This window comes from Streptomyces sp. NPDC086777 (genome assembly GCF_040702065.1).
GTDB lineage: Bacteria > Actinomycetota > Actinomycetes > Streptomycetales > Streptomycetaceae > Streptomyces.
This window is the reverse complement of the sequence record NZ_JBFBJI010000012.1, coordinates 149566-164568: the sequence shown is the minus strand read 5'-3', so window position 1 is coordinate 164568 and position 15003 is coordinate 149566. Positions and strand designations below refer to the sequence as shown.

Below are 15003 nucleotides of genomic sequence, written 5' to 3'. Positions count from 1 at the left end.
GGCAGGTGTCCGCATAGGGTGGGCGGATGCAGGACGAGTACCGCACAGTGGCCCGCCCGGGCACCCACGAGACCGAGGTCAACCGCTCCCGCTTCCTGTGCGCTCTCGCCCCGGCGGCCACCGAGCGGGAGGCCCAGGACTTCGTCGCGGCGGTCCGCCGGGAGCACGCGGACGCCACCCACAACTGCTGGGCCTACGTCATCGGTGCCGACGCCGCCACCCAGCGGGCGAGCGACGACGGCGAACCGGGCGGCACCGCGGGTGTCCCCATGCTGCAGATGCTGCTCCGCCGCGACATGCGGTACGTCGTCGCGGTCGTCACCCGCTACTACGGCGGCGTCAAGCTCGGCGCCGGCGGCCTCATCCGCGCCTACGGCGGTGCGGTCGGCGAGGCCCTCGACGCCGTCGGCACCCGCACCCGGCGCCGCTTCCGGCTGGCCACGGTGACCGTCGACCACCAGCGGGCGGGCAAGGTCCAGAACGACCTGCGCGCCACCGGACGCGAGGTCCGCGACGTCCGCTACGGCGAGGCCGTCGCCATCGAGATCGGCCTGCCGGACGCCGACGTGGACACCTTCCGCGCCTGGCTCGCCGACGCGACGGCGGGCACCGCCACCCTCGAACTGGGCGGGGAGGCCTACGGGGACACGTGACGACCGGTCGCCCGCGCGGGGGGTTGTCCTGACATTCCTCCGGATCTAGGGTCCCTGCGAGGGCAAGCGCTTTCTCCGTGTCTTGGTCTCCACCACCTCCAGGAGGACCGCATGCCCCCACGGATCGACACCCCGTCCGCCCACGTGATCACGGGCCGCCCCGTGCACGCCGGCGAGATCGGCCCCGGCGACCCCTGCTGCGCAGCCATGCACGGCGACCACCCCCACCGGGCCCCCACCGAGGAGCGCGCATGAGCATCCGCGTCAGCCACGTCCACGGCGAGCACATCGCGGTCGAGGCACCGGACGGCACCGAGATCCTGCGGTACGTCTACCGCCCCGACCCGGAGGCGTACGAGGCGCGCAAGCCGTACGCCCACCCGGTGTGCACCCTCGCGGGCCGCACCGTCACCGGCTACCGGCCGAGCGACCACCGCTGGCACAAGGGTCTCCAGATGACGGCCAGCCACCTGTCCGGGCAGAACTTCTGGGGCGGCAACACCTATGTCCACGGGCAGGGTTACCAGGTGCTGCCGGACCGGGTCGGCTCGATGCGGCACGACGGGTTCACCGGGTTCGCCGTCGCGGACGACCGGTTCGCCTTCACCGAGCGGCTGACCTGGGTGGAGAACGCCGGCGCCGAGTGGGCGCGGGAGGTGCGGGGGCTCACCGTGCACTCCGTCGACGAGCAGGCCGGCGCCTGGGCGCTCGACTGGGCCATCCGCCTCACCAACCTCCGCGACGAGCCGCTGACCTTCGGTTCCCCCACCACCGAAGGCCGCGAGATGGCGGGATACACCGGGCTCCAGTGGCGCGGCCCCCGTGACTTCACCGGCGGCACCGTGTTCGGCCCGGACTCCGTCACCGGTGCCGGGAAACTGATGGGCACCCAGGGCCCGTGGCTCGCCTTCACCACCGAGCACGACGAGGTGGACGCCCACTCCACGGTCGTCTTCGCCCACGCGCCCGAGAACCTCGACGCACGGACGGCGGTCCACGAGTCGCACTGGTTCGTGCGCGCGGAACCGATCCCCACGGCCGCGTTCTCCTGGGCGTTCTTCGAGGCGTTCGCCCTGCCGCCGGGGGAGTCCTTCGCCTACCGGTACCGGATGGTCTTCGCCGACGGCGCCTGGGACGCCGACCGCGTCGCCGCGCACCTGGCGGGCCTGCCGTGGTGAGCGGGCCGGAGCCGGCGCTGCCGCACCCGCTGCCCGGCGCCGTCGGACTGTCCCACCTCAGCGCCTACGCATGGGAGGCCGCCGACGGGGTCTGCGGCGGCAGCCCGCACCTCCACCTGGTGTGCACCGAGGCCTACGTCGTCACCGGCGGCCGGGGTGCCGTGCAGACCCTGAGCCCGGACGGGTACCGGGACATCCCGCTGGAGCCCGGGTCCGTGGCCTGGTTCACCCCGGGCACCGTGCACCGCATGGTGCAGGGCGGCGGTCTGCGCGTCACCGTGCTGATGCAGAACGGCGGACTGCCGGAGGCCGGGGACGCCGTCTTCACCTTCCCGCCCGAGGTCCTCGCCGACCCGGCACGGTACGCCGCCGCGGCGACGCTGCCACCGGGCACCGGAGCCGAGACGGAGCGGGCCGCCCGCAGGCGCCGGGACCTCGCCGTCGAGGGCTACCTGACCCTGCGGGAGGCGCTGGCCGCCGGGGACGGCGGACCGTACGCGGAGTTCCAGCGGGCCGCCGCCCGGCTGGTGCGCGACAGGGTGCCGCGCTGGCGCGAGCTGTGGCGGGCCGGTGCGCTCGCCGCCGCCGAACGCACGGGCGCCCAGCTGGACGCGCTGCAGGCCGGCCAGGCGTCGTACCTCGGCGAGGCGACCGCGTACGGGGCCGAGCCCAGCCGTCTCGGGGGCTTCGGGATGTGCGGCCGCCGCGACGAGTACGACCTGCCGGGCGCGACGCTCCCGTACGGCGACGCGTAGCGGCCCCCCGGGAAGGGGCGTCGGGTTCCGCGCAGCGGCCCGGGCACGGAACATGAGGTCCGTGGTGGATCAGGGGGTGACATGCGTTAGCGTGGCAGGCGTTGCCGGGGAGTCCCCGTGCGGACTCATGTGGGTCATACAGGTGCAATAGGGGTAAGGGTGCGGGTCGGGGTGGTCTCATGAGAATCCTGCACACGTCCGACTGGCATCTGGGGCGGGCCTTCCACCGGGTCAACATGCTCGACGCCCAGTCCGAGTTCGTCGGCCACCTCGTGACGACCGTGCGGGAGTACGCCGTCGACGCCGTGGTGGTGGCCGGGGACGTCTACGACCGTGCGGTACCGCCGCTCGCCGCGGTCGAGCTGTTCGACGACGTCCTGCACCGGCTCGCCGACCTCGGCGTGCCCACGGTGATGATCTCCGGCAACCACGACTCCGCGCGCCGCCTCGGTGTCGGTGCCGGTCTCATCGACCGCGCCGGGATCCACCTGCGCACCGAACCGTCGGCCTGCGGCACCCCGGTCGTGCTCGCCGACACCGCCGGTGACGTCGCGTTCTACGGTCTGCCGTATCTCGAACCCGCCCTGGTGAAGGACGAGTTCGCGGTCGACCGGGCGGGGCACGAGACGGTGCTGGCCGCCGCCATGGACCGGGTCCGCGCCGACCTCGCGACCCGTCCGCCCGGCACCCGCTCCGTCGTCCTCGCCCACGCCTTCGTCACCGGCGGCGAGCCCAGCGACAGCGAACGGGACATCACGGTCGGCGGCGTCGCGGCCGTCCCGGCCGGCGTCTTCGACGGCGTCGACTACGTGGCCCTCGGCCACCTGCACGGCTGCCAGACCCTCACCGAGCGCGTCCGCTACTCCGGCTCCCCGCTGGCTTACTCCTTCTCCGAGGCCGGCCACCGCAAGAGCATGTGGCTTCTCGACCTCGCCGCCGACGGCACGGTCACCGCCGAGCGCCTCGACTGCCCGGTCCCGCGCCCGCTGGCCCGCATCCGCGGCACCCTGGACGACCTCCTCGCCGATCCCGCCCTCACCCGCCACGAGGACGCCTGGATCGAGGCCACCCTCACCGACCCGGTCCGCCCCGCCGACCCCATGGCCCGCCTCACCGACCGCTTCCCGCACACCCTCAGCCTGGTCTTCGACCCCGACCGCGCCCCGGACGACCCCGACGTCTCCTACGCCCGCCGCCTGGCCGGCCGCACCGACCGGCAGATCGCCGAGGACTTCGTCGCCCACGTGCGCGGCGCGGGCCCCGACGCAGACGAACTGGCCGTCCTGGGCGAGGCGTTCGACGCGGTGCGTGCGGACCGCACGGTACGCGAGGGGGCCCGGTGACGGCACACCCGCACCCGAGCCCCGTCACGGAGGCGGCCGCATGAGGCTCCACCGGCTCGACATCACCGCCTTCGGCCCCTTCGGCGGCTCCCAGAGCGTCGACTTCGCCGCGCTCTCCACTGCCGGGCTCTTCCTCCTGCACGGCCCCACCGGCGCCGGGAAGACCTCCGTCCTGGACGCCGTCTGCTACGCCCTCTACGGCACCGTCCCCGGCGCCCGGCAGAGCGGCCAGGGCCTCACGCTGCGCAGCGACCACGCCGACCCCGCCACCCGCACCGAGGTCCGCCTCGAACTCACCGTCGCCGGCCGCCGGCTGGAGATCACCCGGCAGCCGCCCTGGGAGCGCCCCAAGAAACGCGGCGCGGGCACCACCCTGGACAAGGCCCAGACCTGGCTGCGCGAGTACGACGCGGCCGCCCGCGTCTGGAAGGACCTCAGCCGCTCCCACCAGGAGATCGGCGAGGAGATCACCCAGCTGCTCGGCATGAGCCGCGAGCAGTTCTGCCAGGTCGTGCTCCTGCCCCAGGGCGACTTCGCCCGCTTCCTGCGGGCCGACGCCGGCGCACGCGGCCAGCTGCTCGGCCGGCTCTTCGACACCCAGCGCTTCGCCGACGTGGAGAAGCGCCTCGCCGAACGCCGGAAGACGGCCGAGGCCCGGGTCCGGGACGGCGACTCCGCGCTGCTGGCCGACGCGCACCGCATGCAGCAGGAGGCCGGCGACGCGATGGAGCTGCCCGAGCCGGCCCCGGGTGAGCCCGGGCTGGCAGCGGCCGTCCTCGCCGCCGCGGCGGTCGCCCGCAGCACCGCGCGCGAGCGCCTCACGGTCGCCCACTGCCGGCTCACCGCTGCCGAGTCCGCCCAGTTCGCCGCCGACCGCGCCCTGGCCGAGGCACGCGAACTGGCCCGGCTGCAGGCCCGTTTCGAAGAGGCCCGGCAGCGGCGCGTACGGCTGGAGGAGCAGGCCGGGGAGCACCGGGCGGCGCAGGCGCGCATGGAGCGGGCCCGGAAGGCGGAAGCGGTCGCACCGGCACTGGAGCTGCGGGAGACCGCCGAGGAAGAGCACCGCAGCGCCGCCGGCGCCGAGGTGGAGGCGCGGGCGCTACTGCCCGGGACCCTCGCCGAAGCCGGTGCGGCGGGGCTGGCCGGCGCCGCCCGCAAGGCTGCCGAGGAGCTGGGCGGCCTGGAGTCCGCGCGCCGCGCCGAGCGACGGCTCGCCGAGGTCACCGACGAGCGCAACCGGCTCGACCGGCAGGAGCGGGACGACGAGGACACGCTGCGCGAGGCCGCGGGCTGGCTCGCCGGCTGGGACGCCCGGGGCGCGGGACTCCGGTCCCGTGTCGACACCGCCCAGGAGGCCGCGACCCGCGCCGAGCAGCTCGCCGTACAGCGCGACCCCGCCCGGCGGCGCCTGGCTGCGGCGCGGCTCCGGGACGAGCTGGGCCGGGACACCGACGAGGCCCAGCGCACCGCCCTCGCCTCCGCACAGCAGGCCGTCGACGCGCGGACGCACTGGCTCGACCTCAAGGAACAGCGGCTGAACGGCATCGCCGCCGAGCTCGCCGCCGAACTCGCCGAGGGAGAGCCGTGCGCGGTCTGCGGGGCCACCGAACACCCGTCCCCGGCCGAGAAGTTCGCGGGCCACGTCGACCGCGAGGCCGAGGAACGCGCGCTCGCCGCCCTGCAGCGCGCCGACGAGCAGCGCGCCCGGGACGAGCGGCGGCTCGGCACGGCACGCGAGGCCCTGGCCGCCGCCACCGCCGAGGCGGGCGACACCCCGACCGCGCAACTCGCCTCCCAGGCCGAGGAGCTGGAACGGGAGTACAGCGAGGCCCGGCGGGCCGGGTCCGTCCTGCACGCGGCGCAGGAGGAGCTGCGGCTGGCCGAGCAGGAGCGCGAGCGTCGGCTCGCCGGGCGGCAGCAGGCCGAGGTCCGGGCCGCCGCACGGCTCACCCGCCGCGAGGGTCTCGACGCGGAACTCGCGTCTCTCGAAGAGGAGTTGATCCAGGCCCGGGGGAGCGCCACCAGCGTGTCCGCACGGGCCGCACAGCTGGAGCGGCAGGTGGCGCTGCTCACCGACGCCGCCGACGCCGCGCGCGCCGCCGAGGTCACCGCCCGGCACCTGAAGGAGACCGACGCCCGGCTCGCCGACGCCGCCTACCGTGCCGGGTTCGACACCCCGCAGGCCGCGGCCGCCGCCCTCCTCGACGACACCGCCCACCGCGAACTCCAACGGCGCCTGGACGACTGGCAGTCCGAGGAGGCCGCGGTGCGTGCCGTCCTCGCGGAGGCCGACACCGCGGCCGCCGACCGGCAGCCGCCGGCCGACCTCGACACGGCGGAGCGCACCGCCGCCCTGGCCGCCCGGCGCCTGCGCGACGCCGCCTCCGCCCGCGACCGGGCCGCCCGCAGCTGCGCCGAACTCGACCGGCTCTCCGCCCGCGCCACCGCGAGCGTGCGGCAACTGGCCCCGCTGCGCGAGGAGTACGACCGGGTCGCCCGTCTGGCCGGCCTCACCGCGGGCACCTCCGCGGACAACGAACGCAAGATGCGCCTGGAGTCGTACGTCCTCGCCGCCCGTCTGGAACAGGTCGCCGCCGCCGCGACCGTACGCCTGCGGAGCATGTCGTCCGGCCGCTACACCCTGGTCCACTCCGACGACCGCACCGGACGCGGCCGCAGCGGCCTCGGACTGCACGTCGTCGACGCCTGGACCGGACGCGAGCGGGACACCGCCACGCTCTCCGGCGGCGAGACCTTCTTCGCCTCCCTCGCGCTCGCCCTCGGCCTCGCGGACGTCGTCACCGACGAGGCGGGAGGCGTCCGCCTCGACACCCTCTTCATCGACGAGGGCTTCGGCAGCCTCGACGACCAGACCCTCGACGAGGTCCTCGACGTCCTCGACTCGCTGCGCGAACGCGACCGCAGCGTCGGCATCGTCAGCCACGTCGCCGACCTGCGCCGCCGGGTCCACGCCCAGCTGGAGGTCTCGAAGGGGAGAACGGGCTCGACCCTGCGGCAGCGCGGGGTCTGAGCGTTCCGCCGGTTGCGCGGTTCGCTCACCGCGGGCCGGTGGAGGCCGGCCGCGCAGTTCCCCGCGCCCGGTACGGGGGCAGTTTCCCAGCCGACTCCCACGCTGGGCGCCGACCGCCAGGGGAAGCGCCCCCGAAGGGCGCTGGGGGCACCCCCAGCCTTCGGCTGGCGGAGGAACTGCGTGACCAGCCACGACGGCACCGCAGTCGACCGACGGCCTGTCGCGGCGCTCCCGCGGAGCGCTCAGGTGCCGACGGCCCGGCGGGGCAGCGGCGAGGAGTAGACGACGCTCGTCGTCACCGAGCCCAGGGTGCCGATGCGGCCGGAGACCTCCTCCAGGTGGCGCATCGAGCGGGCGGTGACCTTGAGGACGAAGCAGTCGTCGCCCGTGACGTGGTGCGCCTCCAGGATCTCGGGGGTGGCGGCGACCAGGTCGTGGAAGGGCCGGTAGTTGCCGTTCGGATAGCGCAGCCGGACGAAGGCGAGGATCGGCAGGCCGAGCCGCTCCGGGTCGACCACCGCCGCGTACCCCTGGATCACACCGGCCTCCTCAAGGCGGCGCACCCGCTCGGTCACCGCGCTCGCGGACATCGCTACGGCCCGCGCCAGTTCGGCGTAGCTGGCCCGGCCCTCGCGCTGGAGGACGTCGAGGATGCGCCGGTCGGTGGCATCCGGGGAAAACTCGGTCATGGGGGATGGATAACAGGGAAACCCCGGACGGACAAGGGCGAGGCCGGGGATCACGCCTTCAGGGTGCCCCGCGACCCTCGTAGATTTGCCGCCATGGAGACATCCGCCGCACCGACGGCGGCCGGCGAAAGGCCCCACATGACCGGCACCACCCCCGATCCCGTCCTGCGCGTCGCCCCCGCCGCGCCCGCCGAGGCCGCCGCCCACTTCCGGGCGAGCCTCGCCTTCCACGCCGACGTCTCCGACGTGGCCGCCGCCCTCGCCGCCGGCGGCGACCCCGGCTTCGTCGTCCTGGACTCCCGCTCCACCGAGTCCTGGAACCAGGGGCACATCCCGGGCGCCGTCCACCTGCCCACCGCCCTCGTCCCCGAGCAGGCGCCCCGGCTCCTGGACCGCACCGTGCCCGTGGTGACGTACTGCTGGGGTCCCGGCTGCAACGGCGCCACTCGCGCCGCCCTCGCCCTGACCGAACTCGGCTACCTGGTCAAGGAGATGCTCGGCGGATTCGAGTACTGGGTGCGTGAGGGCTTCGAGTTCGAGACCTGGCAGGCCCGCGAGCGCCGTGCCCCGGACCCGCTGACCGCGCCCGTCACGGGGGACTGCGGTTGCTGATTCCCGGCGGCGAACCCGTGCCGTCGCTGTCCGTGTAGGTTCACCCCATGACTCGATATGGGGATCAAGGCGCGGTGGAGTGGGTGGAGTCGGGCGGCGGCCCGCTGGTGGCGGTCCCGGAGACGGTCCTGCCGTTCTGGGCCGGCGCCGACAGCGAGGAACTGGCCACCGACTACGACCGGGCCTGCGAGGTCGACGGCTACGTCGGACTGCTCCCAGTCGGGGACAGCACCGCCCTGGTCCTCGGCGACGAACCCGCCTCGACGTCCTTCCTGCCCGACCACGGGACCTTCGTACGGTGGTCCGCCGCCAACTCGGAGGAGGAACTCCTGTCCCAGGTGCCCGCCGCCCTCGACGGTGCCGCGTGGGAGAACGAGATCCGCTGGCAGGTCCCCGGCCCCGTCGTCCTGTTCGACTCCGCCTGGCCCGGCGGCGAGGCCGCGGGCGGGGACCATCTGCGGGTCCCGCTGGAGCCCGGCACCTACGCGGTGCGCGCCGCCTACACCAGGCCCGGCCCGGAAACCTGGCTGGGTCTGGTGCAGTTGCGCCGGATCCCGTCCTGACGATCCGTCATCTGATGCCGTCGACGGCGATGTCGAGGTGCCGCGGGCCGCGCAGCACCGCGTTCGGGCGGTAGGGCGGCGGGTCCTCGACCAGCCGCGGAGCGTCGAGCCGGCGGGCCAGCTGGGACAGCGCGATCTGGGCCTCCAGGCGGGCCAGCGGGGCGCCGAAGCAGCTGTGGATGCCGCTGCCGAAGCCGAGGTGCTGGATGTCCTGGCGGTCCGGGTCGAAGCGGTCGGGGTCCGTGAACCGGTGCGGGTCCCGGTTGCCCGCGGCCAGCACCAGCCAGATCCGCGACCCCTTGGGGATGGTCACCCCGTGCACCTCCAGGTCGGCGATGCACGTGCGCTGCGGCAGCAGCTGCACCGGCGGCTCGTAGCGCAGCAGTTCCTCCACGATCCGCACCGACAGCCCCGGATCGTTCCGCAGCCGCTCCAGGTACTGCGGGTGCCGCAGCAGCGTCAGCATGCCGTTGGTGATGAGGTTGACCGTCGTCTCGTGGCCGGCGATCAGCAACAGCACCGACGTGCTGAGCACCTCCATGGTCGTCATGGCGCCGTCCGGGCCGTGACTGTGCACCAGGTCGGACAGCATGTCGTCGCGCGGCTCCTTGGCACGCTGCTCCACCAGCCCGTTCAGGTACATGCCGAGCTGCAGCCGGGCCTCCTGCGCGGCCTTCGCCGAGTCGTCGGCCGTGCGGCTGTCCGGGTCCAGACCGGCCACGATCGGGTCGACCCAGGCCCGGAACCGCGGCTCGTCCTCCCGCGGCACACCCAGCAGCCGGCAGATCACGGTGACCGGGAACGGGTAGGCGACCTGGTCGACCAGGTCGAACTCCCGGGCGTCCCCGAGGCCGTCGATCAGCTCGGTGACGATCTCCTCCAGCACGCCCCGCATGTCGTCGATCCGGTGCGGCTGGTGCGGCGGCCCGAAGGAGCTGTTGGCGATCCGCCGCAGCCGGTCGTGCTCCGGCGGGTCCAGCCGGATGAAGCTCGGCGGCAGCCCCGTCGCCTCCGGACCGGACAGCGCGTCCTGCGCGAGGGCGGTCACGTTGGCCTCGTCGGAGCTGATCCGCGGGTCGTGGAGCAGGGCTTCGATGTCGTGGTATGTGCTGATCACGTAGGGGCCGTCCTCCTCCTCGTGCAGCACCGGGGTCTTGCGGAGCTCCTCGTACAGCGGGTACGGGTCGGCGCGGTTCGCGAAGTCGGTGATCTGGCGCAACATCGAGGTCTGCGTCATGACAGTTCCTTGGAGCGTCGGGGCCGGGGCGCGGTCAGTGGCGGGCGGGGTGGAAGACCAGCTGCGTGTCGGTCGGCGAGTAGCCGCTGAGGGTCACCATGGGGTCGTGCGTCGGCAGGGCCGGGTCCGGGAAGTCGGCGTCCACCGGCGCCCGTCCCTCCGGACGGCGGTCCACGGTCCGGAACTCCACCGGGAACGGCCCGGCCCTCTCGATCTGCCGCTGGTAGAACTCCAGCCACCGCGTGTTGTCGAAGCTCACCGCGGCGATGGTCCGGCCCTGGTAGCCGTACACCCCGACGAACCGGCGTTCGGCCAGCGAACCCTGGGTGATCATGATCTGCTCGCCCATCGGCGGCACCCCGACCGACTTGATGTTCACGCCGAACTGCGACGACCAGAAGGCCGGCACCCACAGGTGCGGCCGCCGCTCGGCGCTCGGGCTGATCATGTTGTGCGCGGCGATCTCGGCCTGCGCGACCGCGTTGCCCCAGTGCTCGAGCGACAGGAACTGGTAGCCGAACAGGGCGTGCGGGGACCGGGCGACATCGCCGGCGACGAAGATGTCGTCGGTGACGATGCCCCGGAAGTCGAAGGCACGGCAGCCCGCGTCGCAGGCGATGCCCCGCGGGCCCGCCCCGAGACCGGAACCGGCCAGCCAGTCGGTGTTGCGGGTCGCGCCGAGCGACACGATCACCAGGTCCGCCTCGACGACGGACGCGTCGGACAGGTGGACCGCCCGCACCCGCCCGGCCGGGTCGCCCTCCAGCGCGGTGACCTGGACGCCGGTGCGCAGGTCCACCCCGTTCTCGCGGTGCAGCTCGGCCGCCACCGCGCCGATCACCCCGCCGAGGGCGCCCACCAGCGGCGCGCCCGCGCGTTCCGCGACCGTGACCGCGATCCCCTGCTCGCGGCAGGCCGAGGCGATCTCCGACCCGGTGAACCCGGCGCCGATCACGAACACCCGGCGCGGGCCGGCCTTCAGCCGCCGCAGCAGCGCCGCCGCGTCGTCCCGGGTGCGCAGCGTGAACACGCCCTCCAGACGGGCCTCGTCCTCCTTGGGCCAGGGCCGGGCCCGCACGCCGGTCGCGATCAGCAGCCGGTCGTACTCGACCTCGTCGCCGTCGGCCAGCCGGATCCGCTTGGCCTCGACGTCGAGACCCGTCGCCGCGACGCCCAGCCGCCACTTCGCGTCGATCTCCCTGCGGTGCGGCAGCGCGGTGTGGTTCGGGACCGCCCTGCCGAGCAGCACCGCCTTGGACAGCGGTGGCCGGTCGTAGGGCTCGTACGGCTCGTCGCCGATCATGGTGAGTTCCCCGGCGAACCCCTCGGCACGCAGCGTCTCGGCGCCCCGCAGCCCGGCCAGCGAGGCACCCACGACGACGATCCGGCCCTCGCGGCGCAGCCAGTCGAGATAGTCAGCGGGCGGCATCGAGGGCCCCTCCCGCGAACCCGTCCAGGCCGTCGGCGGTGATCGCCTGCACCGGGCAGGCGGCGACCGCGCGCGCCACCTGGTCCCGCTGCTCCTGCTCGGCCTGCGGGTTGTAGACGAGCGACTCCTCGCCGTGCATGGCGAAGACGTCCGGCGCGAGGAACGCGCACTGCGCGTACCCCTGACATCTGTTGAGGTCGACGACAAGGCGCATCATGGCTCCGCCCTTCCGGTGGCCAGGTCCGGTGCGTACCGCGGTCCGTCGTCGCAGTGCCGGACGGCGGGGAACTCCCCGCACGCCAGCATGGGAGCCCGCTTCCGCCGGCGCCCGCCGGGGTCCGCCGATCAGGTGAGCGACTAGTCAGGGCGCCGGGCCCTCGGCGGAGCGGCGGAAGCTCGCCAGGACGATGTACACGCTGAGCAGCAGCGACCAGGCCGGGAACACCAGCTCGGCCCAGGGCACGGCGGTCGACACGAACAGCAGGACGACGGTGGTCAGGAAGCCGACCAGCGTGAGCCAACGCGGCAGGATGCGCAGGCGGTGCCCGATCACCGACGTGGAGCAGGTGAAGACGGCCGCCATCCGCATCGCGTACCCGGTCATCAGCGTGTACGCGAGGTGCTGGCCGAAGTCCCAGGTGGGCCGCGACGGCGAGGTGCCCGCCGGATGAGCGGTGTCGAGCACGGCCGTGGCCACCGCGGCGGCGGCGAACATCATGGCCGTGAAGACCAGGCCGCTGCCGAGGAACACGGTGGCGATGAACCGGTCCTCGGCGTCGCCGACGTGCGAGCGGACGGCGCCGACGAACCACAGGAAGAAGATGCCGGCGAACGGCACCAGCAGGAGGGCCGCGTGGACGGCGTTGCGCCGGTCCGGATCGGGCTGCTGGGCGGTGACCGCGTCCGCGCCCTGCGGGATGGCCAGCCGGATCAGCACCATGGCGGCGGCGAGCAGCAGGGCGAAGACGACCCCCGCCAGGCCCGCGGCGCGCGGGGTCTGCAACGGCTCCCTCGGGTGCGTGGAGGTCTGCATCCGCGGCTCGCTTCCTGTCTCCGGTGGCCCCCGGCACCAGCAAGCCCGCCGGCTCCGGCCGCCGCCACCGGAGCACACCCGAACGGCAGACCGCCCCGCCCCGCCCCGCCCCGGTCGCGGCCGCCGCCGGGCGCCCACCGGCAGTGGGCGCCCGCTCGGTGCCGTCGGTCGATGCCGTCGGTCGGTGCCGGCATCCGGTCAGGCGGGGGCCGCCGGTACCGTCACAGCTGCGACAGCTCGTCCACCAGGTCGTCCAGGCCGAGCGAGCCCTGCGAGAGGGCCGCCATGTGCCAGGACTTGAGGTCGAAGCCGGCGCCCCGCCGCTCCCGGGCCTGCTCCCGGCCCAGCAGCCAGGCCCGCTCGCCCAGCTTGTAGCCGATCGCCTGCCCCGGCATCGACAGGTAGCGGGTCAGCTCGCTCTCCACGAAGTCCGCGGGGCGGCTGCTGTGCGCGCCGAAGAACTCCTGCGCGAGCGCGGGCGTCCAGCGCTCCCCGGGGTGGAACGGGGAGTCGTCCGGGATCGTCAGCTCCAGGTGCATGCCGATGTCGATGATGACCCGGGCGGCCCGCATCATCTGCGCGTCCAGGTAGCCGAGGCGGCGCTCCGGGTCGGTCAGGAAGCCCAGTTCGTCCATCAGCCGCTCCGCGTACAGCGCCCAGCCCTCGGCGTTGGCGCTGACCATGCCCACGCTGGCCTGGTAGCGGGAGAGGTTCTCGGCGATGTGCTTCCACTGCGCCAGCTGGAGGTGGTGGCCGGGCACGCCCTCGTGGTACCAGGTCGACACCAGGTCGTAGACCGGGAACCGGGTCTGGCCCATGGTCGGCAGCCAGGTGATGCCCGGGCGCGAGAAGTCGTCCGTCGGCGGCGTGTAGTACGGCGCCGCGGCGCTGCCGGGCGGAGCGATCCGGGACTCCACCCGGCGCACCCGCTCGGCCAGGTCGAAGTGGGTGCCGTCCAGCTTCTCGATGGCCTCGTCCATCACCGACTGCAGCCAGCCGCGCACCTCGTCGACACCCTCGATGTGGGTGCCCTGCTCGTCCAGGTGCGCCAGCGCCACCCACGGCGTGGCCGCGCCGGGCAGGACCTTCTCCGCCTCGGCCTTCATCTCGCCGAGCAGCCGGTGGTACTCGGACCAGCCGTACGCGTACGCCTCGTCCAGATCGAGGTCGGTGCCGTTGAAATAGCGCACCCAGCGGGCGTACCGCTCCCGGCCCACCACGTCCGGCGCGCCCTCGACCGCGGGCGCGTACACGTCCCGCATCCAGTCGCGCAGCGCCAGCACGGCCTCGGTGGCCGAGCGGGCCGCCGCGTCCAGCTCGGTGCGCAGTGCCTCGGGCCCGGACGCCGCGAACTGCTCGAACCAGCCCCTGCCGTCGCCCGTGTCGGCCCACTCGCCGAGCTGGCCGACGAAGGTCGTGGTGGCGCGCGGACCGCCGTACAGCTTCCGCTCCAGGCCGAGTTCGAGGGACTGCCGGTAGCCCTCCAGTGCAGCCGGCACCGCGCGCAGCCGCTCGGCGACCGCCGCCCAGTCCTCCTCGGTGGCGGTGGGCGTCACCGTGAACACCTGGCGCACCGCGTGCGCGGCCGAACTGAGGTTGCTGACCGAACGCAGGCTCTCGTCGGCCTCGTGCACGGCCAGGGAGGCGCTGAGCCGCTCGCGCAGCAGGCGCGCGCAGCGACGCTCGATGTCACTGTCGGCACCGGGCTGCCGTTCGGCCTCGTCGAGCCTGGCGAGCGTGGCGCGCTGGAGCCTGGCGAGCGCCTCCGCGCCGGCCGGCGAGTTGTCGGGGAGCCGGGCCGAGCTCTCCTTGTCGCCGAGGAAGGTGCCGGTGATCGGATCGAGGGCGATGAGTTCGTCGACGAAGGTGTCGGCGACCTGACGGGGCAGCGGGTTACTGGTCTGTGACATGCGGTCCATCCTCGTACGACGGACCGCCGCCCGTCACGGGGATTGAACCGACGACAGCGGCGGAAGCAGCGGCCCGCACTCCCACTGCTGGAAGATCAGCCGGGTCTCCACCCGGGCCACCTCCCGGTGGGCCGTGAACTCGTCGAGGACGAGCCGTTGCAGGTCCGTCATGTCCGCCACGGCCACATGCACCAGGTAGTCGTCGGGACCGGTGAGGTGGAACACCGTCCGCGATTCCGGCAGCGCCCGGATCCGTTCCACGAACGGTCCCACCAACTCCCGCCGGTGCGGCCTGACCTGCACCGACAACAGCGCCTCCAGACCCCGCCCGAGCTTGGCCGGATCGAGTTCGAGGCGGTGCCCGAGGATCACCCCGGAGCGGCGCAGCCGGGTCACCCGGTCCAGACAGGTCGACGGCGCCACCCCCACCTGGGCGGCGAGATCGCGGTAGGTGGTCCGGGCGTCGTTCTGCAGCAGCCGCAGCAGATGCAGATCGACCGGATCCAGTACGACAGAATCGGCCACGGCCCGAACGTAGCACGGGGTCCACCGCGCACGCCCCGTCGATTG

The 15003-nt window shown here is 74.1% G+C and carries 15 protein-coding genes; 8 read left to right on the top strand and 7 right to left on the bottom strand.

Translation table 11 applies throughout. The features are described from left to right. Positions 1 to 26 precede the first annotated feature (26 nt). The 6 genes from AB0472_RS19005 to AB0472_RS18980 all read left to right on the top strand — a co-directional run bounded on the left by AB0472_RS19005 (position 27) and on the right by AB0472_RS18980 (position 6960). The gene (locus tag AB0472_RS19005; RefSeq protein ID WP_366357607.1) at positions 27 to 653 is read left to right on the top strand and encodes a YigZ family protein; all 627 of its coding nucleotides are present in this window, start codon (positions 27 to 29) and stop codon (positions 651 to 653) included. A gap of 111 nt (positions 654 to 764) precedes the next feature. Then, positions 765 to 908 carry a hypothetical protein gene (locus tag AB0472_RS19000; RefSeq protein WP_366357690.1) on the top strand — a complete coding sequence of 48 codons (144 nt, stop codon included), beginning with the start codon at positions 765 to 767 and terminating at the stop codon, positions 906 to 908. Beyond that, positions 905 to 1831 carry a PmoA family protein gene (locus AB0472_RS18995; RefSeq protein ID WP_366357606.1) on the top strand — a complete coding sequence of 309 codons (927 nt, stop codon included), beginning with the start codon at positions 905 to 907 and terminating at the stop codon, positions 1829 to 1831. Before AB0472_RS19000 ends, AB0472_RS18995 begins: the two co-directional genes overlap by 4 nt. Then, on the top strand, positions 1825 to 2586 hold the full coding sequence (locus AB0472_RS18990) for a cupin (RefSeq protein ID WP_366357605.1): 762 nt from the start codon (positions 1825 to 1827) through the stop codon (positions 2584 to 2586). Before AB0472_RS18995 ends, AB0472_RS18990 begins: the two co-directional genes overlap by 7 nt. A 179-nt stretch (positions 2587 to 2765) precedes the next feature. After that, positions 2766 to 3929 (top strand): exonuclease SbcCD subunit D, encoded by a 1164-nt coding sequence (locus AB0472_RS18985; RefSeq protein ID WP_366357604.1) that lies wholly within the window; start codon positions 2766 to 2768, stop codon positions 3927 to 3929. 40 nt (positions 3930 to 3969) lie between these two features. Then, positions 3970 to 6960 carry an SMC family ATPase gene (locus AB0472_RS18980; protein ID WP_366357603.1) on the top strand — a complete coding sequence of 997 codons (2991 nt, stop codon included), beginning with the start codon at positions 3970 to 3972 and terminating at the stop codon, positions 6958 to 6960. A 242-nt stretch (positions 6961 to 7202) separates the two neighbouring features. Here the strand turns inward: AB0472_RS18980 and AB0472_RS18975 are convergent, their stop codons facing one another. Beyond that, on the bottom strand, positions 7203 to 7649 hold the full coding sequence (locus tag AB0472_RS18975) for an Lrp/AsnC family transcriptional regulator (protein ID WP_366357602.1): 447 nt from the start codon (positions 7647 to 7649) through the stop codon (positions 7203 to 7205). A gap of 138 nt (positions 7650 to 7787) precedes the next feature. Here AB0472_RS18975 and AB0472_RS18970 point away from each other — a divergent pair, with 138 nt between their 5' ends. Both AB0472_RS18970 and AB0472_RS18965 read left to right on the top strand, forming a co-directional pair. Then, entirely contained in the window at positions 7788 to 8261 is a 474-nt protein-coding gene (locus AB0472_RS18970; protein ID WP_366357685.1) for a rhodanese-like domain-containing protein, read from the top strand. A gap of 47 nt (positions 8262 to 8308) precedes the next feature. Beyond that, entirely contained in the window at positions 8309 to 8824 is a 516-nt protein-coding gene (locus AB0472_RS18965) for an immunity 21 family protein (protein WP_366357601.1), read from the top strand. 7 nt (positions 8825 to 8831) lie between these two features. Here the strand turns inward: AB0472_RS18965 and AB0472_RS18960 are convergent, their stop codons facing one another. The 6 genes from AB0472_RS18960 to AB0472_RS18935 form a co-directional block, all read right to left on the bottom strand. Further along, positions 8832 to 10061 carry a cytochrome P450 gene (locus AB0472_RS18960; protein ID WP_366357600.1) on the bottom strand — a complete coding sequence of 410 codons (1230 nt, stop codon included), beginning with the start codon at positions 10059 to 10061 and terminating at the stop codon, positions 8832 to 8834. A gap of 34 nt (positions 10062 to 10095) precedes the next feature. Next, positions 10096 to 11490: an FAD/NAD(P)-binding oxidoreductase gene (locus tag AB0472_RS18955; RefSeq protein ID WP_366357599.1), complete on the bottom strand. Its 1395-nt coding sequence runs from the start codon at positions 11488 to 11490 to the stop codon at positions 10096 to 10098. Then, positions 11477 to 11704 (bottom strand): ferredoxin, encoded by a 228-nt coding sequence (locus AB0472_RS18950; protein WP_366357684.1) that lies wholly within the window; start codon positions 11702 to 11704, stop codon positions 11477 to 11479. Before AB0472_RS18950 ends, AB0472_RS18955 begins: the two co-directional genes overlap by 14 nt. Positions 11705 to 11851: 147 nt before the next feature. After that, the gene (locus AB0472_RS18945) at positions 11852 to 12523 is read right to left on the bottom strand and encodes a hypothetical protein (protein WP_366357598.1); all 672 of its coding nucleotides are present in this window, start codon (positions 12521 to 12523) and stop codon (positions 11852 to 11854) included. 221 nt (positions 12524 to 12744) lie between these two features. Then, positions 12745 to 14433 (bottom strand): DUF885 domain-containing protein, encoded by a 1689-nt coding sequence (locus AB0472_RS18940; protein ID WP_366357597.1) that lies wholly within the window; start codon positions 14431 to 14433, stop codon positions 12745 to 12747. Between the two features lie 33 nt (positions 14434 to 14466). Further along, positions 14467 to 14958 (bottom strand): Lrp/AsnC family transcriptional regulator, encoded by a 492-nt coding sequence (locus AB0472_RS18935; protein WP_366357596.1) that lies wholly within the window; start codon positions 14956 to 14958, stop codon positions 14467 to 14469. Between the last annotated feature and the right edge of the window lie 45 nt (positions 14959 to 15003).